Annotated in this window: 21 protein-coding genes; 3 read left to right on the forward strand and 18 right to left on the reverse strand. The window is 71.3% G+C overall.

Translation table 11 applies throughout. From position 1 onward, the window contains the following. Window positions 1-119 precede the first annotated feature (119 nt). The 4 genes from RWH45_RS01305 to RWH45_RS01320 all read right to left on the reverse strand — a co-directional run bounded on the left by RWH45_RS01305 (window position 120) and on the right by RWH45_RS01320 (window position 4322). Window positions 120-1583, reverse strand: coding sequence for an aspartate ammonia-lyase (locus RWH45_RS01305; protein WP_315993124.1), 1464 nt, complete (start codon window positions 1581-1583; stop codon window positions 120-122). A gap of 114 nt (window positions 1584-1697) precedes the next feature. Further along, entirely contained in the window at window positions 1698-2609 is a 912-nt protein-coding gene (locus RWH45_RS01310; RefSeq protein WP_315993125.1) for a phosphodiesterase, read from the reverse strand. A 166-nt stretch (window positions 2610-2775) separates the two neighbouring features. Next, entirely contained in the window at window positions 2776-3105 is a 330-nt protein-coding gene (locus RWH45_RS01315; protein WP_315993126.1) for a peptidase, read from the reverse strand. Next, window positions 3105-4322 (reverse strand): inorganic phosphate transporter, encoded by a 1218-nt coding sequence (locus tag RWH45_RS01320; RefSeq protein ID WP_315993127.1) that lies wholly within the window; start codon window positions 4320-4322, stop codon window positions 3105-3107. The genes RWH45_RS01315 and RWH45_RS01320 overlap by 1 nt, the downstream gene beginning before the upstream one ends. Before the next feature lie 209 nt (window positions 4323-4531). Between RWH45_RS01320 and RWH45_RS01325 the strand changes: the two genes are divergently transcribed. Beyond that, complete coding sequence (locus RWH45_RS01325) at window positions 4532-6646, forward strand: S9 family peptidase (RefSeq protein ID WP_315993128.1); 2115 nt, start codon at window positions 4532-4534, stop codon at window positions 6644-6646. 176 nt (window positions 6647-6822) lie between these two features. Here the strand turns inward: RWH45_RS01325 and RWH45_RS01330 are convergent, their stop codons facing one another. The 4 genes from RWH45_RS01330 to RWH45_RS01345 form a co-directional block, all read right to left on the reverse strand. Beyond that, window positions 6823-7737: a putative endonuclease domain-containing protein gene (locus RWH45_RS01330; RefSeq protein WP_315993129.1), complete on the reverse strand. Its 915-nt coding sequence runs from the start codon at window positions 7735-7737 to the stop codon at window positions 6823-6825. Window positions 7738-8084: 347 nt separating this feature from the next. Continuing rightward, on the reverse strand, window positions 8085-9113 hold the full coding sequence (locus tag RWH45_RS01335) for a 6-phosphofructokinase (protein ID WP_298875050.1): 1029 nt from the start codon (window positions 9111-9113) through the stop codon (window positions 8085-8087). A 341-nt stretch (window positions 9114-9454) separates the two neighbouring features. Next, window positions 9455-11614 carry a DEAD/DEAH box helicase gene (locus RWH45_RS01340; protein WP_315993130.1) on the reverse strand — a complete coding sequence of 720 codons (2160 nt, stop codon included), beginning with the start codon at window positions 11612-11614 and terminating at the stop codon, window positions 9455-9457. Between the two features lie 254 nt (window positions 11615-11868). Further along, window positions 11869-14334, reverse strand: a complete 2466-nt coding sequence (locus RWH45_RS01345; RefSeq protein WP_315993131.1) for a heavy metal translocating P-type ATPase — start codon at window positions 14332-14334, stop codon at window positions 11869-11871. A 180-nt stretch (window positions 14335-14514) separates the two neighbouring features. Here RWH45_RS01345 and RWH45_RS01350 point away from each other — a divergent pair, with 180 nt between their 5' ends. Beyond that, window positions 14515-15882, forward strand: coding sequence for an MFS transporter (locus tag RWH45_RS01350; protein WP_315993132.1), 1368 nt, complete (start codon window positions 14515-14517; stop codon window positions 15880-15882). A gap of 152 nt (window positions 15883-16034) precedes the next feature. Here RWH45_RS01350 and RWH45_RS01355 read toward each other — a convergent pair whose 3' ends face one another. The 5 genes from RWH45_RS01355 to RWH45_RS01375 all read right to left on the reverse strand — a co-directional run bounded on the left by RWH45_RS01355 (window position 16035) and on the right by RWH45_RS01375 (window position 19357). Further along, window positions 16035-16979, reverse strand: a complete 945-nt coding sequence (locus RWH45_RS01355) for a bifunctional riboflavin kinase/FAD synthetase (protein ID WP_315993133.1) — start codon at window positions 16977-16979, stop codon at window positions 16035-16037. Then, a complete protein-coding gene (locus RWH45_RS01360; protein WP_315993134.1) occupies window positions 16976-17395 on the reverse strand; it encodes a hypothetical protein in 420 nt (139 codons plus the stop codon). The genes RWH45_RS01355 and RWH45_RS01360 overlap by 4 nt, the downstream gene beginning before the upstream one ends. A gap of 197 nt (window positions 17396-17592) precedes the next feature. Further along, window positions 17593-17961, reverse strand: coding sequence for a hypothetical protein (locus RWH45_RS01365; RefSeq protein ID WP_315993135.1), 369 nt, complete (start codon window positions 17959-17961; stop codon window positions 17593-17595). Next, window positions 17958-18851, reverse strand: a complete 894-nt coding sequence (truB, locus tag RWH45_RS01370; protein ID WP_315993136.1) for a tRNA pseudouridine(55) synthase TruB — start codon at window positions 18849-18851, stop codon at window positions 17958-17960. Before truB ends, RWH45_RS01365 begins: the two co-directional genes overlap by 4 nt. Further along, complete coding sequence (locus RWH45_RS01375) at window positions 18851-19357, reverse strand: nucleoside/nucleotide kinase family protein (protein ID WP_315993137.1); 507 nt, start codon at window positions 19355-19357, stop codon at window positions 18851-18853. Before RWH45_RS01375 ends, truB begins: the two co-directional genes overlap by 1 nt. Before the next feature lie 148 nt (window positions 19358-19505). Between RWH45_RS01375 and RWH45_RS01380 the strand changes: the two genes are divergently transcribed. Continuing rightward, complete coding sequence (locus RWH45_RS01380) at window positions 19506-20384, forward strand: HhH-GPD family protein (RefSeq protein WP_315993138.1); 879 nt, start codon at window positions 19506-19508, stop codon at window positions 20382-20384. Between the two features lie 84 nt (window positions 20385-20468). Here RWH45_RS01380 and rbfA read toward each other — a convergent pair whose 3' ends face one another. The 5 genes from rbfA to RWH45_RS01405 form a co-directional block, all read right to left on the reverse strand. Continuing rightward, a complete protein-coding gene (gene rbfA / locus RWH45_RS01385; RefSeq protein ID WP_315993139.1) occupies window positions 20469-20966 on the reverse strand; it encodes a 30S ribosome-binding factor RbfA in 498 nt (165 codons plus the stop codon). A 217-nt stretch (window positions 20967-21183) separates the two neighbouring features. Beyond that, a complete protein-coding gene (gene infB / locus RWH45_RS01390) occupies window positions 21184-23991 on the reverse strand; it encodes a translation initiation factor IF-2 (protein WP_315993140.1) in 2808 nt (935 codons plus the stop codon). A gap of 93 nt (window positions 23992-24084) precedes the next feature. After that, window positions 24085-24336, reverse strand: coding sequence for a YlxR family protein (locus RWH45_RS01395; RefSeq protein ID WP_315993141.1), 252 nt, complete (start codon window positions 24334-24336; stop codon window positions 24085-24087). Window positions 24337-24370: 34 nt separating this feature from the next. Beyond that, window positions 24371-25360 carry a transcription termination factor NusA gene (gene nusA, locus RWH45_RS01400; RefSeq protein WP_315993142.1) on the reverse strand — a complete coding sequence of 330 codons (990 nt, stop codon included), beginning with the start codon at window positions 25358-25360 and terminating at the stop codon, window positions 24371-24373. Window positions 25361-25480: 120 nt separating this feature from the next. After that, window positions 25481-26113 (reverse strand): HD domain-containing protein, encoded by a 633-nt coding sequence (locus tag RWH45_RS01405; RefSeq protein WP_437127316.1) that lies wholly within the window; start codon window positions 26111-26113, stop codon window positions 25481-25483. Between the last annotated feature and the right edge of the window lie 20 nt (window positions 26114-26133).

Raw genomic sequence — 26133 nt, forward strand, 5'->3', positions numbered from 1 at the left:
CGGGGCCACCTCGACGCGAGAACGATCGGGATGCCGCGGCACGGCAGACCGCCGACGAGCCGCCCTGAGGGATAGCGCGACGAGGAGCCGGGACGACGAGCGCGTCGCCGTACCCGGCCTCAGTCCTCCACGACGCTGTCGGCGGCGCGCACGATCGGGATTGCCGCGGTCACGGCCTGCAGGCCCGACAGACGGGCCGGCGAGATCTGCTTCGTGACCTCTTCGCGGGTCATCAGGCCCGCCTCCACCACGAGGTCGGCGACGTTGCGGTGCGTCAGCAGAGCGGTCTTGGCCAGAGCCGCGGCCGCTGCATACCCGATGAAGGGCGTCAGGGCGGTCACGACGCCGACCGACGAGCCGACCATCGCGCCCAGGCGTTCGCGGTTGGCCGTGATGCCGTCGACGCAGTTCACGCGCAGGGTCCACATCGCCTGGCGCATCCAGGTGATCGACTGGTAGATCGAGTGGGCGATGACCGGTTCGAAGGCGTTGAGCTGCAGCTGGCCGCCCTCCACCGCCATGGTGACCGTCATGTCGGCCCCCACGACCGAGAAGGCGACCTGGTTCACGACCTCCGGGATGACCGGGTTGACCTTGCCGGGCATGATGCTCGAGCCCGCCTGGCGCGGCGGGAGGTTGATCTCCCCGAGGCCCGCCTGCGGACCCGACGAGAGCAGGCGCAGGTCGTTGCAGATCTTCGACAGCTTCACGGCGTTGCGCTTGAGCGACGACGAGAACGACATGAAGGCGCCCGTGTCGCTCGTGGACTCCACGAGGTCGGTGGCGGTCTCGAGGTCGAGGCCGGTGATCTCCCGCAGGTGCCGCAGCACCGCCCCCGCGTAGCCGGAGTGGGCGGTGATGCCCGTGCCGATCGCGGTGGCGCCCATGTTGATCTCGAAGAGCAGGTAGGCGTTCTCGGTGAGGCGGTTGTAGTCCTCGCCGAGCGTGGTGGCGAACCCGTGGAACTCCTGCCCGAGCGTCATGGGCACGGCATCCTGCAGCTGGGTGCGGCCGACCTTGAGCACGTCGTGGAACTCCTCCGACTTCGCCAGGAACGACTGGCGCAGCAGCGCGAGCTCCTCGAGCAGGCTCTGGAGCGTGAGCGACAGGCCGATCTTGATCGCGGTCGGGTAGACGTCGTTCGTCGACTGACTGCGGTTGGTGTCGTCGATGGGCGAGAGGAATGCGTAGTCGCCCTTCTCGCGACCGGCCATCTCGAGCGCGATGTTGGTGATGACCTCGTTCGCGTTCATGTTCGTCGACGTGCCCGCGCCGCCCTGGATGACGCCGACGGTGAACTCGTCGTGGAATTCGCCGTCGATGACGCGCTGCGCCGCGCGGTCGATGAGGTCGGCCTTCGCGTGATCGAGCACGCCGATCTCACGGTTGGCCCGGGCCGAGGCCTGCTTGACCATCGCGAGGGCCCTCACGAGGTCGGGGTAGACCGAGATCGGGCGCTTCGCGATGGGGAAGTTCTCGAGGGCCCGAGCCGTGTGGATCCCCCAATACGCATCGGCGGGGATCTCCATCGATCCCAGGGAGTCGGTCTCGATACGGGTGCGCGTCATTGCGTCCAAAGCCATGTGGGGGTCCTCGTGGGTGTCACGGCGAGCAGGGATGCCACGAGCCTAACCACGGCGGGCGGAGCGGTCGCTGGACACGGCGGCCGGTCGTCGGATCGGTACCGTCCGCCGCGTCTATTGCCCGGTCGCACGCTTGCGCGAGAACGCCTCGAGTCGCTCCTCCGGACTGAGCGCCGCCATCTCGGCCGTCCACTCGGGCGTGAAGTACCCCGTCGCCTCCGCGTCGACCACCGGGACGACGGCGTGGGTGATCGTGTCGTCCCATACGTGGACGAGATGGAACGAACGCCCGGCATCCATCCCGTTGACGGCGTCGGCCGGTCGGGCGAGGTCCATCGTGTAGCAGGATGCCGCGGCGACGCTCACGGGCACCCCCGCGAACGTGCCCGACGTGGAGTAGTGCAGATGGCCCGCGAGGATCGCGCGCACATCGCTGCCCGCAATCGCCTCGGCCAAGCCCGCCTGATCGCGCAGCTCGAGGATGTCGAAGAAGGGGATGTGGGTGGGAAGCGGCGGATGGTGCAGCGCGAGGATCGTCCCCCGCGGGGCGGGCGTTGCCAGTTCGGCCCGCAGCCATGCGAGCTGCGCCGGGTCGAGGTCGCCGTGGTGCCAGCCGGGCACGGTGGAATCCAGCGCGATCAGCCGCAAGCCGTCGAGGTCGTGCACGCTCGTGATCGGATCCTCGGTGGCCTCGGCGTCGAGGAGCTCGGCGCGCATCGCGGGCCGCTCGTCGTGATTGCCCGCCACCCACACCACCGGCGCCCCCAAGCGCTCCGCCCAGGGCTCCACCGCCTCCCGCAGGGCACGGTACGCCTCGGGCTCGCCGAGGTCGGTGAGGTCGCCGGTGAAGACCACGGCATCCGGTCGGATCCCCGTCGCCTCGGCCGCCGCGAGCGTGCGACGGAGGTGCACGGCCGTGTCGTAACGGCCGCCGAGGAGGCGCTCCCCACCGAGCAGGTGCGTATCGCTGAGGTGGAGGATGACGCGCGCGGCGGGCGCATGCTGACCGAACTGCACGGATGCCATGCCCACAGCCTAGGAGGGGGTTCCGACATCGGCAGGCCGGGCGGGGTGTCCCGTACGCCACCGCGCGGGACGACCGGCGACCCCGGCGTACGGGATCGCGTCCGACCGCGCCGAGGGTCCGGCATCCGGAACCGACCCCCCGCGGAGTCGGACCGGGTTGCGGGCGTCAGTGGTTGAAGAGGATCAGCAGCAGCGCACCCAGCACGGCCGCCGCGCACACGGCGAAGCACACGTAGGCGCCGACGAGCGACAGGCGCTTCTGCCCGTCGCTGAGCGGGTTCTTCTTCGCGGCCTTGGCGACGGCCTTCTCGGCGCGGCGACGCTGCTTGTCGGTGAGCACCGTGATGGCGTCGGTGAACTCCGCGGGCGCGACCAGCGGCGGTCGACCGCCGCGCACGAGCAGGCGCAGCCCGAGGGCGTAGAAGGTGACGACGACCGACGCCCCGATGAGGGCGGCGGCGAAGACCTGCAGGAAGGCTCCCCAGTTGATGAGCATCAGGCGTCCTTCCCGGCCTTCTCGCGCTCGAGGCGGCGCTGGCGGCGCGTGGGTCCGGGCTTGCGCGGTACCTTCACGGCGGCGCCGGAATCGGCGACCTCGCTCATCGCGTTCGCGGAGGTGACGGAGTCACGGCGCGAGCGCAGGAACAGGCCCAGCACGATCACGACGGCGATGACGGCGTCGACGGCGACGCCCCACCCACCGAGCCACACGACGATGAGGGCGGCGGCGGCGCCCACTGCGCCGGCCGCGGGCAGCGTCAGCACCCAGCCGATCATGATGCGGCCGACGGTGTTCCAGCGCACGGTCGAGCCGCGGCGTCCCAGGCCCGATCCGATGACCGACCCGGATGCCACCTGCGTCGTCGACAGGGCGAAACCGAGGGCGCTCGAGGCGAGGATCGTCGCCGCCGTCGAGGTCTCGGCCGAGAAGCCCTGGGCGGGCTTGACGTCGGTGAGGCCCTTGCCGAGCGTGCGGATGATGCGCCACCCGCCCATGTAGGTGCCCAGGGCGATCGTGATCGCGCAGGCGAAGACGACCCACAGCTGCGGGTCGGGGTTGGCGGTGGACTGCCACCCGACGGTGATGAGGGCGAGGGTGATGACGCCCATCGTCTTCTGCGCGTCGTTCGTGCCGTGGGCCAGGGCCACGAGCGACGACGTGAAGATCTGGCCCCAGCGGAAGCCGTCGCGGCCGTCGGCCTTCGCGTCGTAGCGACGCGTGACGCCGTAGGCGATCTTCGTCACGACGAAGGCGATCAGGCCGGCCGTGAGCGGGGCGATGAGGGCCGGGAGGATCACCTTGCTCAGCACGACCCCGGTGTCGATGGCCGAGGCGCCGACGCCGACGAGCGTCGCGCCGATCAGGCCGCCGAAGAGCGCGTGCGAGGAGCTGGAGGGAAGGCCCAGCAGCCACGTGAGCATGTTCCACGTGATCGCGCCGATGAGACCCGCGAAGATGATGGGCGGGAAGATGTCGGGACTCAGCTGATCCTCGCGGATCATGCCGCCCGAGATCGTCTTGGCGACCTCGGTCGACAGGAACGCGCCCACCAGATTGAGGCTGGCGGCGAGAAGGACGGCCACCTTCGGCTTCAGCGCACCGGTGGCGATGGGCGTGGCCATCGCGTTCGCGGTGTCGTGGAACCCGTTGGTGAAATCGAAGAACAGTGCCAGCGCGATGACCAGCACGATGATGAGGGCTGCGCTCTCCACCGTTCGCTTTCCGTGAGAAGGAGGAAGGGATGCCGACGGGATCGGCGTGACGAACGAAGAGTTCACCTGGCGTTGATCTTTCGTTCACCGAAAGACGCGACGACATCCTTTCATTCGGACCTGTGAGGGTCAAACGCGCAGCGGCGCGGGAGGTCGGCATCCGTCGGCGTCTTCGGCCGGATGCCGCGGCGGCGCACTAGCGTGGAACGGTGACCGACCTCGACCCGCAGCCCACCCCTCCCGTCGCCGACCGCCGTCCGATCGCCCGCACCCACCACGGCGACACCTTCGACGATCCCTACGAATGGCTGCGCGCGAAGGACGACGCCGAGGTCGTCGCCCACCTCGAGGCCGAGAACGCCTACACCTCCGCGCGCACCGCTCACCTCTCGCGTCTGCGCGACACGATCTTCGGCGAGATCAAGGGCCGCACGCTCGAGACCGACCTCTCGGTCCCCGCCCGCCGCGGTGACTGGTGGTACTACGGACGCACCGTCGCGGGCGCGCAGTACGGCATCCAGTGCCGCGCCCCGCTGGACTCCCCCGATGACTGGACGCCGCCCACCCTCTCCCCCGACCGCCCTGTCCCGGGCGAGCAGGTGCTGTTCGACGGCAACGTCGAGGCCGAGGGCACCGACTTCTTCTCGCTCGGGAGCTTCGAGATCTCGAACGACGGCACGCGCATGCTGTACGGCATCGACGTCGCCGGAGACGAGCGCTACACGGTCCGCGTGCGCGACCTGACGACCGGCGAGACGCTCGCCGACGAGATCCCCGGCACCTTCTCGGGCGCGACCTTCTCGCCCGACGGCCGTTTCATCGTCTACACCACCGTCGACGACGCGTGGCGCCCCGACACCGTGTGGCTGCACGAGATCGGGACGGGTGTGGATGCCGATGTGAAGCTGTTCCACGAGCCGGACGACCGCTACTGGGTCGGCGCCGACTTCACCCGCAGCGACAAATACCTCGTCATCGAGATGGGCTCCTCCATCACGAGCGAGGAGTGGCTGGTGGACGCCGACGACCTCCGTGGCGAGCCGCGCGTGGTGTGGCCGCGCACGGAAGGCGTGGAGTACTCCAGCTCGCACGCCGTGGTCGACGGCGAGGACGTGCTCTACATCCTCCATAACGACGGCGCCCTCGACTTCGAACTGGTGCGGGTGCCGGCTTCCGCACCGCAGGGGCCGCGCGAGACGGTCATCGCGCACCGCACGGGGCAGCGTCTGCTGGGCGTCGACACGTTCCGCGACTGGGGTGTCGTGGCGTACCGCCGCGACGGGCTCGCGCGCCTGGGCATGCTGTCGTACGCCGACGGGGCCGTCACCGAGATCGCGTTCGACGAGCCGCTCTACAGCGTCGGCACGGGTGGCAACCCGGAGTGGGCGCCGCCGATGCTGCGCCTCGGGTACGGCTCGTTCGTGACGCCCGGCACCGTCTTCGACTACGTGATCGATACCGGCGAACTGCTTCTGCGCAAGCGCCAGCCCGTGCTCGGCGGCTTCGACCCCTCCGACTACGGACAGGCGCGCGTCTGGGCACCCGCCGAGGACGGGACGCAGGTGCCCGTGTCGCTCGTCTGGAAGCGCTCGTTCGGCGAGCCCGGTACGGCGGCGCGCCCTGTGCACCTGTACGGCTACGGCTCCTACGAGCACTCGATCGAACCCGGCTTCTCGGTTCCGCGACTGTCGCTGCTCGACCGTGGAGTCGTCTTCGCCGTGGCGCACGTGCGCGGCGGTGGCGAGATGGGTCGCCAGTGGTACGAGGACGGCAAGCTGCAGGCCAAGCGCAACACGTTCACCGACTTCGTCGCCGCCGCCCGCCACCTCGTGGCGGAGGGCTACACGACACCCGACCGCATCGTCGCCGAGGGCGGGAGCGCCGGCGGCCTGCTCATGGGCGCGGTGGCCAACCTTGCACCCGAGATGTTCGCCGGCATCCTGGCCGACGTGCCCTTCGTCGATGCGCTGACCACGATCCTCGACCCGTCGCTGCCGCTCACGGTGATCGAGTGGGACGAGTGGGGCGACCCGCTGCACGACGCCGACGTGTACGCCTACATGAAGTCGTACTCGCCGTACGAGAACGTGCGCGACGGTGTCGCCTACCCCCGCATCCTCGCGGTCACGTCCTTGAACGACACGCGCGTGCTCTACGTCGAGCCGGCCAAGTGGGTGCAACGCCTGCGCGAGGTCGGAGCCGACGCGATGCTGAAGTGCGAGATGGTCGCCGGCCACGGCGGCGTCAGCGGCCGCTACAACGCCTGGCGCGAGCGCGCGTTCGAGCTCGCGTGGCTGCTGGATGTGCTGGGACTGGCGGAGTAGGAGCGGCGGCGCGGCCACGGTAGGTGAGCGGTCGTGGCGGCTGTGCGGTCGCGGCGGCTGCGCGGTCGCGGCGGCTGCGCGGTTGCGGCGGCTGCGGCATGTCCCACTCGTGACGGTGCTCGTCCCACTTGTGGCCGGTTGCGAGCCCCTCAACCAGCGATGAGTGGGACAAGGGGTCACTGACCGGGCCGCCAGCCCGCTCTGAGCAGCGCGGCGCGCACGAGGGATGCCGCGGCTGCGCCGTCTCCGCGGAGGTGGTGGCTCAGGATGCGGACGTGATCCCACCCCGCGTCGCGAATTGCGGCCCAGCGATCCGCGTCCTGAGCAAACTGCCGCGGATCCTCCGCGTGCACGCGGCCGTCATACTCGACGGCGACGCGCCACGCCTCGAAGGTGAGGTCGATCTCCGCGACGAATTCTCCCCGAGTCGAGAAGATGTCCTCGTTGACGCCGGGCTCCGGAAGTCCGTGGCGCGCGAGGAGGAGCCGCAGGTGGGTCTCGCGTGGTGACCTCACGCCCGGGCGGGCGAGAGCGAGCGCCCTCCGGAGGATGCCGCCCCGGACATCCCCCATGCGGGCGATCTCGACATCCAGGTCGGCGGCGGTGGCGAGCGGCCTTCGCCCGGCGAGGAGCGCGTCGGCGCCCGCGACCAGGTCGTCGAGACGCCACAGCCGGCCGCACTGCCGCCATGCGCGAACGGCGTTCTCGATCGGCATCCCCTCGGGTCCGGTTTCGATGGCCGGCTCTCGGGTCTGCAATCGATGACCGACGACACCACGGGTGCGGGGCTCGCGCGCGGGGCGGTGCGCCGACACGTGCAGGCGCGGCGTGTAGGGCCAATCCGGTGTGCTGAGACCGCGCAGGACGAACACCGTCTCGTGACTGAAGAACTGCCCGTCGGCGAGGCGGGGCGCATAGGCCCGGCACCTCTCGAGGATGCTCTGGTCGCCGGTCGGGCGAGACCGCACGCCATGAAAGGGCGTGACGAGGTCGGATGCGCGGAGGCGGGTCCTGCTCGCACCCCGTTCCAGGGCCTCCGCTACGTGGAATCGGTCGGGCAGGTCGTCCGGCAGGGGCTGGCGGCGGGTCATGCTCCAGGATCCCGACCGCTGACCCGTGCGTCAGCCTTCTCCACAGCCCTTCCGCCTGCTCTGCACCTGTGGAGGACGCCTCTCAGCCGCCACCGCCCCGACCATGTCGCACTTATGACCGGTTCAGCGCACCTGGACCGGCCATAAGTGGGACACGCACCGCCATATGTGGGACGAGGCCGCGGGGACACGGCGCACGCTCGCCACGCCTGCTCGCGCATCCCACGCTGCGCGTGCGTCCCTCACACTGCCCGCCTCATACGCTGCACACGCTCACCGCGCCCACTCGCCGCGCACGCGAACGCCCCGCCCCGCGCGAGGCGGGACGGGGCGTCGGAGCGACGAGCTCAGCCGAACAGCGCCGCGGCCTCTTCGTAGCGGTACAGCGGGACGCTGTTCAACTCGCCGAGGGCGTCGGCGAAGGGCACGCGCACGATGTCGGTGCCGCGCATGGCGACCATCTGACCCCAGGCGCCCTCGTTCAGGGCGTCGGCGGCGTGCAGACCGAGGCGCGTCGCGAGCACGCGGTCGAACGCCGACGGCGAACCACCGCGCTGGATGTGACCGAGCACGGTGGCGCGGGTCTCGATGCCGGTGAGGCGCTCGATCTCGGGGGCGAGCAGCTCGCCGATGCCGCCGAGGCGGGGACGGTTGAAGGCGTCGAGACCCTTGTCGCTGAACGCCTCGTCCATGCCCTTGAGCTTGAAACCCTCGGAAACGACGACGAGCGGGGCACGACCGCGGTCGTGGGCGCGAGTGACCTGCTCGACGATCTCGTCGATCGACATCGGCACCTCGGGGATGCAGATGACGTGAGCGCCCGCCGCGATACCCGCGTGCAGCGCGATCCAGCCGACGTGGCGGCCCATGACCTCGGCCACCATGCAGCGCTGGTGCGAGTCGCCGGTGGTGCGGAGGCGGTCCATGGCATCCGTCGCGATGTTGACGGCGGTGTCGAAGCCGAACGAGTAATCGGTCGCGCGCAGGTCGTTGTCGATCGTCTTCGGCACGCCGAGGACGTTGATGCCGTCCTTCGACAGACGGTCGGCCGCGGCTAGAGTTCCTTCGCCGCCGATGGCCAGGATGCCGTCGAGCCGGTGCCCGTACATCGTCTTGGAGATGTTCTCGGCGCCGCCGCGCACGCCCTCGTACGGGTTGGTGCGGCTCGTGCCGAGGATGGTGCCGCCGACCTTGGACAGTCCCTTCACCTCGTGACGCGTCAGGGGGAAAAAGTCGCCGTCGACGACTCCGCGCCACCCGTCGCGGATGCCGACGAACTCGATGTCGTAGTTGGTCGTGCCCTTCAGCACGACGCCACGGATGACCGCGTTGAGACCGGGGCAGTCGCCGCCGCTGGTCAGGATGCCGATCTTCATGGGCAGAGTCCTCTGGTGCTGTGATTCGGGTGGAGGGTCGGCGCCGTTGCCGTCTTCGACCCTATCGCCGCGGGCGGGAACGCTGCCACACGGTGACGGAGGGGCGAAGGATGCCGGAACCCCGATGCCGTGGTCCGCCTGACGGTCCGCCATGCCCGGCGAGACGAGCACACCGGACGCCGCGGGCCCCACCCGTTCCGCGGAGCCGACGTCACGGAAGCAGGGCGTGCGACGGGAACAGGCTGCTTCAGCCGGTGACGGCCTGTTCTCGTCGAACTGCCTGTTCTCGTGACGACACGCGAACGCCCCGGCACAGGGCCGGGGCGTTCGAGGGCGACGGATCAGGCCGTGCCGAGCGCCTGACGCAGCAGGTGCATGAGCGCCGAGAGCTGCACGGAGTCGCTCGAACCCGGCTCGACCGACTGTCCGTCGAGGGCGCGCTGGGCGAGGCCCTCCTTGGAGTCGATGAGCTCCGCGATCTTCGTGTCGATCGTGTGCGCGGCGATGATGCGCCACGCGGTCACGGGCTCCTCCTGGCCGATGCGGTGCACGCGGTCGATCGCCTGCGTCTGCTCGGCCGCGGTCCACGACAGCTCGGCGAGCACGACGTTGGAGGCGGCCTGCATGTTGAGGCCGACACCGGCGGCGGTGAGCGAACACACCGCGATGCCGACGTCGGGGTCGCTGTTGAAGGCGTCGATCGCGGCCTGACGGGCGGTCGAGGTCTGCTCGCCGCGCACCGAGACGGCCTTGAGACCGGAGGCCTTGAAGTGGGCCTCGGCGGCATCCATCACGTCGATGTGCTTGGCGAAGAACACGACCTTGCCCACCGAGCGCTGCAGCTGAACGGCGTAGTCGGCGGCGAGGTGGGCCTTGGCCTGACCGATGCGGCGCACCATCGTGAAGACGTTCTCGCTGCCCGATCCCGCGGCCTTCGACTCCTCGAGCTCGCCGTGCGCGACCAGACGTACGATGTCGTCGTCGATCTCGCCGGCGGCGAGGCCGCGGTCGCCGCGCGCCTCGATGATGCGGCGGTACTTCGCGGCCAGTCGGGCGCCGAGCTCGCGCTCGGCCTGACGGATCGACCGGCCGTACTCGTCGTCCAGCTCGACGGGCAGGTCGGCGACCAGCTTGTCGGGCAGATCGGCGGCGACGTCCTTCTTCTTGCGTCGCACGATGCCCATCGAGATGACGGCCTCGCGCGCCTCGGGGTAGAACGCCTTGTCGGCGGGCGTCAGGCCCGTGGCATCCAGCTTCTCCATCAGCTCGGGGCCGGGCTTCTCGCCGTTGGTCCAGCCGAGGAACCGCCAGATCGCGTCGAAGTCCTCGACGTCGTTGATCAGCGGGGTCCCGGTCAGGGCGAGCATGAGCGGGTCGCGCGTCTGCTCGCGCACCCGGGATGCCAGGGCCAGTACGTTCTGCGAACGCTGCGACGTGAGGTTCTTGATGAAGTGCGCCTCGTCGACGACGACGCCCTCGAGACCGATGGACGACAGCCACGAGAGGTGGCGGTCGAGGATCTCGTAGTTGACGATGAACACGTCGGCGAAAGCGTCGATGTCGGCGCCGCCGCCGGAGATGACGGTCGCGCGGCGCTGCGGCGTCCACCGCTGCACCTCGCGCGCCCAGTTCATCTTCACGACGTTGGGGACGACGACCAGCAGGGGGTAGGCGTCGGCGACGGATGCCGCCAGCACCGACTCCGCGGTCTTGCCCAGGCCGGGCTCGTCGGCGAGGAGGAACTCGCGGTGGCCGAGGCGCACGGCCTCGAGGAAGCGCGACTGATGCGGCATGACCTCGAGCCCGCGCGGCGAGAGCCGGTCGAACTCGGGCACGGGCGGCAGCTCCATGCTCGCGGCCGACCCGCCGGCGCCGGTCTCGAACGCCTTGTAGAGCGGGCCCATGAGCTCCCACCCGTCGAGGCGGCGGCGCGGGGCGTCTCCGCTGGGGCGCGGCGTGAGGTCGGGGGCGCGGAACGGGTTCGCCATCTGGCGCGCTTCGATGGATGCCGGCACGACCTGCTTGTCGGCGAGAGCCGCGGAGACGACCGGGGTGATCTTCGGCGTGTTGTCGGTGATGATCAGCTCGTCGGGCGGCAGCTCGGCGCCGGACTCGAGCAGCCAGTCGCGACGCATGCGGCGGGCGACCGGCGAGGTGGCCGCGTCGACCTCGAGCAGCTGGATCAGCGAGGTGTCGCGCGCGGCGGTCTTCGCGAGGATCGTCGCCACGCCGTCGAGGCGCTTGAGCAGCTCGGCGCGCGCGGCGTCGGTGATCTCGGTGTCGGCCTTCACCCGCGCACGCTCCTCGCGCACGAGGAACGCGATCACCTGGAACTTGACGCGGTTGGTGGGCCCGAGCTTGCCGCGCTGCGCCTTCGCCTCGACCTCGCGCACCTTGCGCGCGAGGATCGGGATGACGGGTGCTTCGTCGTCGCGTCGGGATGACGTGGTCTTCCTGCGCCGCTGGCTCGAGCTACGGGCGGCGGTTGCCGTGGTCGGCATGCTCCTCCTGAGCGTGTCGTCCGGAAGTAGTCCGGAACGTTCCGGCGCGAGGCCGGTGGATCAGTGACCCCGGGGAACATCACCCGGCACGCCGCCGAAGCGGCGGTGCCTGTGGCCCGAGAGCGCGTCGACCGGAACGGTTCACGACTGGGGCGGATGGCGGGATCGAGATCATTCTAGCGGCTTTCGCCCCCGGACCGACGGCGAAGACGCGCGGTCGTGGACGATCCGCGCACTTCCCCGGTCGGCGCCGCTCAGGCCGCGTGCCGCAACCGCAGACTGTTGAGCACGACGAAGACGCTCGAGAACGCCATCGCGGCTCCGGCGAGCATCGGGTTCAGCAGCCCCAGGGCCGCCAGCGGCAGAGCCGCCACGTTGTACGCGAAGGCCCAGAAGAGGTTGCCGCGGATCACGCGCATCGTGCGCCTGCTCAGGGCCACCGCGGTGACGATGCCGCGCGGGTCGTCGCGCATGAGGGCGACGTCGCTCGCGTGGAGCGCGGCATCCGTCCCCCCTCCCATGGCGATGCCCAGATCGGCGGATGCCAGGGCGGCGGCGTCGTTGACCCCGTCGCCGACCATTGCGACGGTGCGCCCCGCGGCCCGGAGCGCGGCGATCTCGTCGACTTTGCCCTCGGGCAGGACGCCCGCGCGCACCGTCTCGATGCCGAGCTCGTCGGCGACGGCGCGCGCGATGTGCGCATTGTCGCCGGTGAGCAGGACCGGCTCGAGACCCATCTCGCGCAGGCGGGCGACGGTGGAGGCGCTCTCGGGGCGCACCGTGTCGGCCACCTCGACCACGACGCGTGCACGCATCGCGCCGTCGGCGTCGGCCCATCCCGCCACCACGACGGTTCCGCGCTGCTCCCCCTCCTCGACGGCCGCGGCGAGCGCCACCGGCAGCGGCGCCGCCAGGTCGGCGGCGAGGGCGGGACGCCCCGCGAACACGCGGATGCCGTCGACGAGACCGACGATCCCGCGGCCGGGCAGCGCCTCCACGTCACGGGCCACCGGTCCATCGGCCGCCGCCGCCACGATCGCGTGCGCCACGGGATGCTCCGACGCGCGCTCGAGCGCGGCCAGCCGACGCAGGGCCTCCTCGGCGTCCTGATCGTCGGCGGCGGTGATGTTCACGACGCTCATGCGTCCGGCGGTCAGAGTGCCCGTCTTGTCGAGGACGATCGTGTCGATGCGCTCCGCGGATTCCAGGGCCGAAGGTCCCGTCACCAGGATGCCGAGCTGGGCCGCGCGGCCGGTACCGACGAGGATCGCGATCGGGGTGGCCAGGCCCAGCGCGCACGGGCAGGCGATGATGAGCACCGCGACAGCGGCGGTGAAGCCGGCCGACAGCGGCTGCCCGGCGAGGAGCCAGCCGAGGAGGGTCAGCACGGCCAGCACGATCACGACCGGGACGAAGACGCCCGAGATGCGGTCGGCGAGGCGCTGCACGCGGCTCTTGCCGAGCTGCGCGTCCTCGACGAGACGGGCGATGCGCGCGAGACGCGTCTGCTCGCCCACCCCCGTCGCACGCACGACGAGCCGTCCGCCCGAGGCGATGGTGCCGCCGGTCACCGTCGATCCGGCACCCACGTCGACCGGGACCGACTCCCCGGTCAGCATGCTCTCGTCCACCGAGGCGCTCCCCTCGAGCACCTCTCCGTCCGTGGCGACGGTGGACCCGGGGCGCACGACGAACTCGTCACCGACGGCGAGCTGCGCGATGTCGATGCGACGCCCGTCGACGAGCTCCGCCTCCCGCGCGCCGAGGTCGAGCAGTGACCGCAGCGCCGCCCCGGCTCGGCGGGTGGAGCGCTGCTCGATGACGCGTCCGAGCAGCAGGAAGACGGTGACCGCGGCGGCGACCTCGAAGTAGACCACGGAGGTCGCGTCGTGCACCGGCCCGAAGAGCATCACCTCGTGACGGATGCCGATCCGCCCGGCCGATCCGAAGACGAGCACCCAGACGCTCCAGAGGTAGGCGGCGAAGGTGCCCAGCGTGATGAGCGTGTCCATCGTGGCGGCGCCGTGCCGCGCGTTGCGCAGCGTGGCGCGGTGGAAGGGCCACCCGCCCCACAGGACGATCGGAGTCGCGAGCACCAGCGACACCCACTGCCACGCGGGGAACTGCCAGGCCGGGACCATGCCGAGCGCCACCACGGGAACCGCCAGGCCGAGCGACACCCAGAGGCGCACGCGCAGGGGGGTCGAGCCGGGCGCATCGGTCGTGTCGTGCACGTGCCCGGAGGGCGCGTTCGCGGAGTCGGCGTGCGCGTCGGGGGCTGGCGCGTCGGGGGCGTGCGCATCGGCAGCCTGGGCGGCGGAGGCGTGCGCGGGAGTACCCGCCGGCGCGGGCGCGGAGGCGCCCGGCGCGTTCGGGGCGGCACCGTCGGGCTGCGCGGCGGTCGCGGCGAGATCGCGCCCGGTCACGGCATCCACCGCTCCCCCGGGGGCGGGCACGGGCACCGGGGGCGGCGGGGTGGAGGTGTGGGTGCGGACGCGGGCGTCGTAGCCGGCGGCGCGCACGGCATCCACCAGGGCCGTCGTGTCGAGGTCGGCGGGGTAGCGCACCCGCGCGGTCTCCGTCGCGAGGTTGACCGCCGCTTCCACGCCCTCGACCCGCCCCAGGCGCTTCTCGACGCGCGCGACGCAGCTCGCGCACGTCATCCCGTCGATGTCGAGCACCGCCTCGGCGGTCGGTGCGGCATCCGTCTGGTCGCTCATGGCTCCTCCTCCGGTCACCCCGTCCTCAACAGGATACCCCCAGGGGGTATTCCTGCACCACGTCCGGGGCCGTGATCGCCTCCCCGGGTCGATGTCCCGCGGACGCGCCCGCAGGGTCGCGGCGCAAGCGGCTCCTCGCAAGCCGCCCCGCCCCCGAGCGACCGACCCTACGCTGGGGGAATGGCCGAGACGATGACGCGCGAGCAGCGCACGGTGCTCGCGGTCGCGGTCCTCGCCTCGTTCGTGTCGTTCCTCGACGGCACGGTGGTGAACGTCGCCCTCCCGGCCATCGCCGCCGACCTGGGCGGCGGGCTGAGCACGCAGCAGTGGGTCGTCGACGCCTACCTCGTCACGCTGGGGGCGTTCATCCTGGTCGCCGGTTCGCTCAGCGACGTCCTGGGGCGGGTCGTCGTCCTGCGCATCGGCCTCATCGGCTTCGGCGTCACCTCCCTCGCGATCGCCGCCGCCCCCACCGCGGAGTTCCTCATCGTGGCCCGCGCGCTCCAGGGCGTGGCCGGCGCCCTCCTCGTGCCCAGCTCGCTCGCCCTCATCACCTCGACCTTCCGCGGTGCCGCGCAGGCGCGCGCAATCGGCATCTGGACCGGCGCGACCACCGTCGCCATGCTCGCGGGCCCCCTGATCGGCGGGGTCTTCGTCGACACCCTGTCGTGGCGGCTCGTCTTCCTCGTCAACGTCCTCCCCATCGGAGTCACGATGTGGCTTCTGACCCGGCTCGGCCATCGCGACCACCGCCGCCCCGGCGCTCGCGTCGACATCCTCGGCGCCGTGCTGTGCGCGGCAGGCCTCGGCGGCATCGTGTTCGCCCTCATCGAGCAGCCCAACCTCGGGTGGGCCTCCCCCGTTATCTGGCTCCCGGGGATCATCGGCATCCTGGCCTTCTCGGGTTTCCTCGTGCGTCAGAAGACGGCGCGCGAACCGATGATGCCGTTGGACCTCTTCCGGGCGCGCAACTTCTGGGCGGGCAATCTCGCCACCGTGTTCGTCTATGCGGCGCTGTCGCTCAACGGCTTCGTGCTCAGCGTGTACCTGCAGCAGGGGGCCGGGCTGCCGGCGACCCTCGCGGGGCTCGCATCGCTGCCGAGCACCGTCCTCATGATCGTCCTGAGCTCTCGCATGGGGGCGTTGTCGGGGCGTCTCGGGCCGCGACTCTTCATGACGGTCGGCCCCCTCGTGATGGCCGCCGGCGCGCTGCTCCTGTTGCTCGTCGGCGACGACTTCGACTACTGGACGCAGGTGCTCCCCGGCGTCATCGTGTTCGGCCTGGGCCTGACCGCCACGGTCTCCCCTCTGACCGCCGCGGTGCTCGGCGCGATCAACTCCGAGCGCTCCGGCATCGCCTCCGCGGTCAACAACGCCGTCTCGCGCGTCGCCGGGCTTCTCGCGATCGCCGCCGTCTCCGCCGTGGTCGGCGGATCGCTGGATCTCGACGGATTCCACCGGGCCGCGATCTTCACCGCCGCCTTGATGGCGCTCGGGGCGGCGGCGTCGTTCCTCGGCATCCGCAATCGCCTGTCGCGGCAGGACTGACCTCCGCGGCGGTCCGGGCGCCGCGGCGCGGACGCGGGTCGCCTCGGCGCCGCGATCACCGCCCCGCGATGGCCCGCGACGCGTGGCGACGTCAGTGCCGCGTGGCGACGCCTGCCCCACGTGGCGACGCGTGTGCCTTGCGCCCCTGCGGCTCAGCGCAGGATCGCGCGCGAGCGCTCGACGTCGTCGGCCATCTGGACGATGAGCGCGTCGATGCCGTCGAACGCCGTCATCCCGCGCACGCGTTCGACGAAGCGCACCTCGACGTGATGGCCGTAGAGGTCGAGCCCGGTCTCGTCGATGACGTACGCCTCGACCTGCCGCGCGTTCACGTCGTCGAAGGTCGGATTGGTGCCGACGCTGATCGCGGCGGGATAGCTCGTGCGCCGCGCCCCGTCGACGTCGACCAGCCACCCGGCGTAGACGCCGTCGACGGGCACGAAGCCCTCGAGGTCGGGCGACAGGTTCGCGGTGGGATACCCCAGCTCGCGCCCGCGCTTGAGTCCGTGCACGACCTCGCCCCACACCGAGGGAGCACGACCGAGCAGGCGCGCGGCCGTCGAGATGTCGCCCGCCGACAGCGCCTCGCGGATCCACGTGGACGACACGCGCCGGTCGGCGTGCACGGCGCGGACGTCGTCGACGACGTCGACGCGGAAACCGTGCTCCGCTCCCATGCGCTCGAGAAGCGCGGGATCTCCCACTCCCCCGGCGCCGAAGCGGAAGTCTCGCCCGACCAGCACGGTGCGGGCGTCGAGGGCGTCGACGAGGATGCCGCGCACGAAGTCCTCCGCCGGGATCGCCGCCAGGGCGTCGTCGAAGGTCAGCAGCAGCGTGGCATCCACTCCGGCCCGCTCCAGCAGGTCGAGCTTCTGGTGCGGGCCGATGACGTCGGCGGGGCACTTCTCCGGACGCAGCACGCTCAGGGGATTGCGGTCGAAGGTCACGGCGACCACGCGCGCACCGTCGGACGCGTCGACCCGCGCGCGGTCGATCACCGCGCGGTGGCCGGTGTGCACGCCGTCGAACTTGCCGATCGCCACCACGGTCGGACCGAAGCCGGCGGGGACCTCAGCGGGGTCGCGGAAGACGATCACGACGTGGTCCGGCGGTGCCGCACGAGCCACCACAGTCCGAGGAAGGGCAGCACGAGCGGGATGAAGAGGTAGCCGTATCCATACACCGACCACACGGTCGGGTGCTGGAACAGCGCCGGCAGCACCAGGCTCAGCGTGCCGACCACCAGCACGCCGACCAACTCGAAGCCGATCGCGATCCAGGCGACGCGGTACCAGGCGGGGCGCGCGGAGAAGACCAACGCGAGGGTCGCGAGGATGTAGACGACCGCGGCGAGGGCGGACAGCGAATACGCCAGCGGGGCATCGTCGAACTCGCGCACGATCTGCACGAAGGAGCGACCCGTGGCGGCGAGCGCCATGATGCCGTAGACGACGACGAGGACACGGCCGATGCCGGTCATCCCCCGGGAACGGGTAGGAGTGGTGGATGCCATGACCCCTCGATTCTAGTTCGCCCCGGCCGCGACCGAGCGGCGCGGCGGCGACCGTGGGCGCCGGATCCGGCCGGTGGCTTCGACAGGCTCAGCCCCCTCCCGCCCAGGTGCGTGAGTCCCTGCCCGCTCAGGTCCCTGAGCCTGTCGAAGGGACCGGGACCACCGCGCCGCCTCGAGCCGCGGCATCCCCTGACCCCTCAGGCCAGCTGCACCGTCCAGATGACGTGCATGCGCCACACCATCACGGCGACCGCGAGGGCGGCGACACCCATGACCACGGTGCTCCACCGGCTGCGTTCGAGCAGCGCCCACGCGACGCCCGCGATCGGCACGAGCGCCGCCGACACGAGGTAGGTCCAGAACTCCAGCAGACTCCCCGAGGGCGGGTTGCCCGCGAACGGCGCGATGATCGCCACGACGATCTGCACGATCAGCAGCAGCTCGATGAGGGCGAGCGATCCGACCGTGACGTCTCCCGGCCGCCGGCCGATCAGACCGGCACCGACGGCGACGACGCCCGCGAGCACCGCGATCCCCACCTGCACGAGCGTGAACCACAGGATCATCGGACGCTCTCCTCGGGCATGTTCATGACGCTCTTCAGCTGCGTACCGCGCTTCTCGACCACGCCGATGAGGCGCCCGTCGGGATCGATCGCGGCGGCGACGGCGCCGGTCAGCCGCCCCCCGCCGTCGATGCGCTTGCCGTGGCGCAGGTCGCGCGCCTCATCGGGGCCGACCGCGATCGCTCCCATGACGACCGCGGCGGCGGTGGCGGGCTCAATCAGGGCGTCTTCGGCGAGGTCGTCGACCGACGCCGCGCCGGCGACGTCGAACGCCCCGATGCGCGTGCGACGCAGGGCGGTCAGGTGGCCGCCCACGCCGAGGGCCCGGCCGAGGTCGCGCGCGAGGGCGCGGATGTACGTGCCGCTCGTGCAGTCCACGACCACGTCGAGCTCGATGGACCCCTGCCCGCGGCGCGCGGCGTGTACGTCGAAGCGCGAGACAATGACCCGGCGCGACTTCAGCTCCACCTGCTCCCCCGCGCGCGCGAGGTCGTACGCGCGGCGCCCGTCGACCTTGATCGCCGACACGGTGCTCGGCACCTGGTCGATCTCGCCGGTGAGAGCGGCGATGCCCTCGTGGATCGCGGAATCCGTCACGGCCGCGACCGCGTCGGCATCCGCCCGTTCGGTCTCGACCCCGTCGGCGTCGTCGCTGTCGGTCGACACCCCGAGGAGGATCGTCGCCTCGTAGGTCTTGTCGGCGCCCACGATGTAGGTGAGCAGACGGGTCGCGCCCTCGACGCCGAGCACGAGCAGCCCCGTCGCCATCGGATCGAGCGTGCCGGCGTGACCGATCTTGCGCGTGCCCAGCGCGCGTCGCGCGCGCGACACGACGTCATGACTGGTGATGCCTCCCGGCTTGTCGACCAGGAGGATGCCGGGGCGCACCATCAGCAGAAATCTCCGAAGACCTGGACGGGGTGGGCGGGGTCGGAGTTCTCGACGATGACCGAGGCCGCCGCCTTCGGCCGGACCGTGCGCAGGTAGTGCTTCTCGGCATCGGGCAGCTCCGGTCGCGGGGCGCCGATCGGCGGGTTGCTCTCGAGCCAGATCGAGAAGTTCCACAGCCCGCGCACCTCGGGAGCGTGCAGGAAGCGCCCGGAGACGACGAGCACCGCGTCGGCCGGTGCCCCCGCGGAGTCGCCGACCGGCTCACCGGCGCGGAAGGGCGCGACGACACTCTCGCGGACGTCGTCGGCGTGGTCGGCGAGCGACGCGCGGACCACCGCGGTGCCGTCCTCACCGACGGCCGCGGCGAAGGCGTCGGCGAACGATCCGGCCGCGTCGGCGTCGAGTGCGTCGACCGCCACCACCACTCGACCCGCGCGGCTGTTCTGCCGCATCAGGTCGCGGAGGCTCCGCTGCAGTTCGGGGACGGTGTTCTCGGTCGAGGCCATGCCTCCAGCCTACTTTCGCCCACCGACACCCGCCCTCCTCGTCGCGGCCCGCCCCGCGAGATCGCCGTCCGCGCCGCGTCCCTGTCCCGCCCGCGACCGAGGTCCGCACCGGGGCACCGCGGCGTTCCCGCGACCGTAGGCTGGAGGGATGCCAGGACTCGCCGCGCCGCTCATCGACTGGTACCGCGACGCGGCGCGCGACCTGCCGTGGCGACGCGCGGGCTTCGGCGCCTGGGGAACCCTCGTGAGCGAGTTCATGCTCCAGCAGACCCCCGTGGCGCGCGTCATCCCGCACCTCGAGGCCTGGCTGACCCGCTGGCCCACCCCGGCCGATCTCGCCGCCTCTCCCCCGGGCGACGCGGTGACCCAGTGGGCGAACCTCGGCTACCCGCGCCGCGCGCTGTGGCTGCACCGCGCCGCGGTGGAGATCCGCGACCGTCACGACGGGGTCGTCCCCCGCGACGTCGAGGCTCTGCTCGCCCTCACCGGCATCGGCGACTACACCGCGCGCGCGGTCGCGGTCTTCGCGTACGGGGACCGGCATCCGGTCGTCGACACGAACACGCGTCGCGTGCTCGCCCGCGCGGTCGAGGGACGCGCGCAACCCGGCCCGCCGCACCGTCGCGACCTGGAGCGGATGGATGCCGAACTCCCCGACGACATCGCGGAGGCCGCGATCGTGAACGCCGCCGCCATGGAGCTCGGTGCGATCGTGTGCACGGCGCGATCACCGCGGTGCGACGCGTGCCCCCTGGCCGCGCGGTGCGCGTGGCGGGCGGCGGGATACCCCGAGTCCGAGGACCGCCGCCGCAGACAGGCGACCTACGAGGGCAGCGACCGACAGGCGCGCGGTGCCGTGCTCAAGACCCTTCGCGAGGCCGCGCCGGCGTCGGTGCCGCTGTTCGCCGTGCTTCCGACGTGGCCGGACGACGCACAGCGCGACCGCGCGATCGATTCGCTCATCGCCGACGGCCTGGCCGAAGCGATCGACGAACACCTGCGCCTGCCGGGCCACCCGACATCCTGATCGGGGGCTCGCGGCCCACCCGGAATGACGAAGAGGCCGGATGCGACCCGCTCGGGGTGGCATCCGGCCTCTTCACACGCGGCATCAGATCCGCGCAGCTTCTCCGTCCTCATCGAGGTCGCCCTCGTCGGGGTCGTCGTCCTCGTCGAGATCGTCGTCGTCGAGGTCGCGCGGCTTGACGTACGGGTCGGCCTCGCCGGCATAGGCGGCCGACGCGGCGAGACCCGCCACCGACTCGTCGCGCTCGCGCGCCTCGCGCAGCAGCGCCGAGATGTGGTCGGCGTTCTCGGGGATGCCGTCGAGGATGAACTCCAACGACGGGGTGAGCCGCGTGTTGAGGTGCTTGCCGACCTCGCTGCGCAGCATGCCGGTCGCGGACTTCAGCGCCGCGGCGGTGTCGGCGCGGTGCGCCTCGTCGCCCATGACGGTGTAGAACACCGAGGCGCGCTGGAGGTCACCCGTGACCCGCACGTCGGTGATGGTGACGAATCCGAGCCGCGGGTCGCGCAGCCCCTTCTCGAGGCGTTCGGCGAGCACCACGCGGATGCGGTCCGCCACTCGAGCCTGTCGTTCCCCTGCCACTGCCTTCTCCTTCTTTCACATACCGCCGCGAGTACGAGTGCCCCCGTGGCTCATCGCCGGGCGGGAGTCCCGTCACGGGCAGCCGCACCAGCGTAGGCCGGAGGGGGTGTGCATCTCCCCGAGCATCGGGGTAAGGGCCCCGCTCTGCTCGGGGAGATGCACACCCCCGCAGGCCGAAGCGGGAGCCGCGCCACATGGCGCGACCCCCGCACGACGATCAGCCTCGCGGCTTCTCGACCATTTCCGTGGTTTCGATTTCGTCACCGATCTGGATGTCGTTGAACTTGCCCAGGCCGATACCGCACTCGAAGTCCGTGCGGACCTCGGTGACGTCGTCCTTGAAGCGGCGCAGCGACTCGATGGCCAGGCCGTCGGCCAGCACGACACCGTCGCGGATGACGCGGGCCTTGGCGTTGCGCGTGATCGTTCCCGACCGCACGATGACACCGGCGATGTTGCCGAACTTCGAGGAGCGGAACACCTCGCGGATCTCGGCGACACCCGACTGCACCTCTTCGAACTCCGGCTTGAGCAGGCCCTTGAGCGACTGCTCGACGTCGTCGATCGCGTTGTAGATGACCGAGTAGAACCGCACGTCGACACCCTCGCGGGCGGCACGCTCGCGGGCCTTCGTGTCGGGACGCACGTTGAAGCCGATCACGATCGCGTTGTCGATCGTGGCCAGGTTGATGTCCGACTCGGTGATCGCACCCACACCGCGGTGGATGATGCGCAGCTGGACGCTGTCGTCGACCTCGATCTTGAGCAGCGATTCCTCGAGCGCCTCGACGGCACCCGACACGTCACCCTTGATGATGAGGTTGAGCGACTCGACCTTGCCCTCTTCGAGAGCGCGGGTGAAGTCCTCGAGCGAGATGCGCTTGCGGGCCTTGGCCAGCTGGGCGTTGCGCTCGGCGGCCTCGCGCTTCTCGGCGATCTGACGCGCGGTGCGGTCTTCCTCGGTGACGATGAAGACGTCGCCGGCGCGGGGAACCGAGTTGAGACCCTGCACCTGCACGGGACGCGACGGGTAGGCCTCTTCGACCGCTTCGCCGTTCTCGTCCATCATCGCGCGGACGCGGCCGTAGGCCGTGCCGGCGACGATCGCGTCACCGACGCGCAGCGTTCCGGACTGGATGAGCACCGTGGCGACCGAACCGCGACCCTTGTCGAGCTTCGCTTCGATCGCGACACCGCGGGCCGCCTTGTTCGGGTTGGCCGTGAGATCGAGACCGGCGTCGGCGGTGAGCAGGACCGCATCCAGGAGGGCCTGGATGTTGAGGTTCTGTCGGGCCGAGACGTCGACGAACATGACGTCTCCGCCGTACTCCTCGGCGACCAAACCGTACTCGGTGAGCTGCTGGCGCACCTTGGCCGGGTTGGCGTCGGGCTTGTCGACCTTGTTGACCGCGACCACGATCGGCACGTTCGCCGCCTGGGCGTGGTTCAGCGCCTCGACCGTCTGGGGCATGATGCCGTCGTCGGCCGCGACCACGAGGATCGCGATGTCGGTCACCTGCGCACCGCGGGCACGCATGGCGGTGAACGCCTCGTGACCCGGGGTGTCGATGAAGGTGATCGCGCGCTCGATGCCCTCGTGCTCGGTCCAGATCTGGTACGCACCGATGTGCTGCGTGATGCCGCCGGCCTCGCCCGCGACCACGTTCGTCTGGCGGATGGCGTCGAGCAGTCGCGTCTTACCGTGGTCGACGTGGCCCATGACGGTGACCACGGGAGGACGGATCTCGAGATCGTCCTCGCTCTCGGCCTCGAGCTCGGCGTCGAGGTCGAGACCGAAGCCCTCGAGGAGCTCCTTGTCCTCGTCCTCGGGCGAGACCATCTGGATCTTGTAGCCGAGCTCGGCGCCGAGGACCTCGAAGGTCGCCTCGTCGAGCGACTCGGTCGCAGTGGCCATCTCACCCAGGTTGAACAGGATGGTCACGAGCGTGCCGGGCTGCACGGTGTAGCCGCGCAGGGCCTCGAGCTTGTCCGCGAAGTCCGCGATGGAGGCACCGCGGCGCAGGCGGATGATCTCGCCGTTGCCCTTCGAGACGTTGACGCCGCCGACGACCGGCGCCGACCGCATCTCGAATTCCTGCCGCTTCGCCCGACGCGACTTACGCTGCTTGGACTTGCCGCCGCCCTTACCGAAGGCACCCGCGGTACCACCGCCGGGACCACGGCCACGGCCACCGCCGCCACCGGGACGACCGGCGAAACCGCCACCGGGAGCACCGCCACCGGGGCGCTGGAAGCCGCCACCGGCGCCGCCGGGACGACCGGGACCGCCGGGACGCTGCTGGAACGGAGCGCCGGGACGACCGGCACCACCGGGACGACCGGCACCGCCGGGGCGCGGGGCACCGGGACGCGGGGCGCCGGGGCGCGGAGCCTGCGGACGCGGGATGTTACCCGGGGTCGGGCGCTGGCCCATGCCCTGCGCCGACGCGAACGGGTTGTTGCCCGGGCGGGGACCGGCGGGACGCTGGCCCATGCCCTGCGAGGAGGCGAACGGGTTGTTGCCCGGACGCGCACCACCGGGACGCGGGGGCGAGCTGGGACCGGGCTTGGGCGCACCGGCACCGGGGGTGGGGGCCGACGACGGAGCCGCGGGCTTCGCACCGGGCTTGGCCGGGGCGGAGGGGGCGGGCGTCGACGCTGCGGGAGCCGGAGCGGCCGGGGCGGATGCCGCGGGAGCCGGGGCGGCAGCGGGAGCCGCCGGAGCGGCGGGCTTGGCCGGTCCGGGGGTGGGGCCCGAGGGACGGGCACCGGGCGTGGCCGCCGGACGAGCGGGGCCCGGGCGGGCGCCGGCGCCGGGGCGCGCCGCGGGGGCGGCCGACGTGGCGCTCGACGAACCGGACGAGCCCTCGGCCGCGAGGGCGGCGCGGAGCTTACGAGCCACGGGGGGCTCGATGGTGGATGAGGGGCTCTTGACGAACTCGCCGAGCTCCTTCAGCTTCGCAAGCGCGACCTTGCTGTCGACGCCGAGCTCGGAAGCGATCTCGTGCACGCGTGGTTTTGCCACAATTCTCCTGTCTGAGGGCCTACCCCGGACAGGGCAGACCGCTAGTTGCGGACGGGTCTCATTTCGAGCCGTTCACTTCGTGTCCATAGCCGTTCAGCCTTTTCGCTGGAGGGTTGATTCGAAGGTCTGCGTGTCAAGCGGGCCTGACACACGCAATGCTCGTACGAAGGCGCGACGCGTGAGGGCTTTGCTCACGCACGCGTCCGTCTCGTGCACCCACGCTCCCCGGCCCGGCAGAACCGCTCGCTCGTCTGCGACGAGGACCGATCCGTCGGTGACCACACGCAGAAGCGATGATCGGGGGGCGCGTGCGCGGCATCCGACGCACGTCCGTACGGGTTCCATCTTACACCTCGCGGTCGCCCGGACGATCTGACCCTCAGTTGTCTTCGAGGATGCTGTCCGGCTGGATGTCGATCTTGGCGCCGGTGAGCTTCGCGGCGAGGCGGGCGTTCTGGCCCTCCTTGCCGATCGCGAGCGAGAGCTGGTAGTCGGGGACGAGGGCGCGGACGGCCTTGGTCGAGGCGTCGAGCACGAACGACGAGGTGACCTTCGCCGGCGACAGCGCGTTCGCGACGAAGCGCGGCAGCTCGGCGTCGTAGTCGATGATGTCGATCTTCTCGCCGGCGAGCTCCTCGGTCACCGCGCGCACGCGGCGTCCGAGCTCGCCGATGCAGGCGCCCTTGGCGTTCACCGTCGGATCGTTCGCCTTGACGGCGATCTTGGACCGGTGCCCGGCTTCGCGAGCGAGCGAGACGATCTCGACCAGGCCCGCGGCGATCTCGGGCACCTCGAGGGCGAAGAGCTTGCGCACCAGACCCGGGTGCGTGCGCGAGACGGTGATCTGCGGGCCCTTATTTCCCTTGGCGACACTGGTCACGTACACGCGCAGACGCGAGCCGTGCGGGTAGGTCTCGCCCGGGACCTGCTCCTCGGGCGGGAGGATCGCCTCGACCGTGCCGAGATCGACGTGCACCATGCGGGGGTTCGGGCCCTGCTGCACGACGCCGGCGACGATGTCGCCCTCCTTGCCGCGGAACTCCCCCAGCACGGCGTCGTCGGCGATGTCGCGCAGACGCTGGCTGATGACCTGCTTCGCGGCGAAGGCGGCGATGCGGCCGAAGTCGTCGGGCGCCTGCTCCTCTTCGCCGATGACGGCGCCCTCGTCGTCGATGACCGGGGTGAAGATGCCCACGTGACCGGTCTTGCGGTCGAGCGAGGCCCGCGCACCGGCCGGGATCTCGCCGGAGGGCGAGATGTGCTTGGCGTAGGCGGTGAGGATCGCCTGCTCGATGATGCGCGCGAGTTCGTCGAAGGGGATCTCCTTCTCGCGTTCGATCGTCTTCAGAAGTGCGAGATCGATGTCCACAAGGCCCTCCGTTATTCAGCTCTCGTCGACGCGACCGGCGCCGACAACCCTCCTACGATACCCGGGATGCCATCCGCCTCGCGACTCGGGACCGATGACGGAGGCCGATGCACAGTCGTTTCAGAGACGCTCGAGCGGGTTGGCCGCGAGCTTCGCGACCACTCCCCCATCGACGAGCCGCCGAGCGGCGGTGTCGGGCTTGCGCGCGGCCTGGTCGCGGACGCAGGCGCCGAACTCGGCGGCCAGTTCGCCGCGGGGATGCGCCGCCAGGACCTCGCGGAGGAATCCCTCCGGCAGCACGTCGGCGCGTGCGCCCGAGATGTCGAGGCCCGTGGCGATCTCGAGCAGATGGCCCTCGGCATCCATCGTCCGGTCGACGCTCGTCCAGTTGTGCCGCACGATGACCTCGAGCGCGCGCCGACGACGCTCCCGCGCCCAGCCCGCTCCCGCGGTGACGGCGATCGCGACGTGTCCCCCGGCGTCCTCGTACGACAGCGTGTGGTTGTCGAACTCGGCCATCGTGCCGATGTCGTGCAGCACAGCCGACACGTACAGCAGCTCGTGGTCGATGCCGTCGAATCCGCCGGCGCGCGCGAAGCCCTCCGCCCACAGCCACGACCTCAGGCCGTGGGCGGTGATCGCCGCCGACTGGTACTCCCGCGCGAGCGTCAGGGCCGCACGCGCGGCGGCGGTGTCGGGCACGGGGAAATCGGCGGGTCGCACGGAGCCTCCAGGATCGGGTCCCCCCAGCATCGCGCGCGACGCCCCGCTCC

Origin of the sequence: Microbacterium galbum, from assembly GCF_032464915.1 — a bacterium.
Taxonomy (GTDB): domain Bacteria; phylum Actinomycetota; class Actinomycetes; order Actinomycetales; family Microbacteriaceae; genus Microbacterium; species Microbacterium galbum.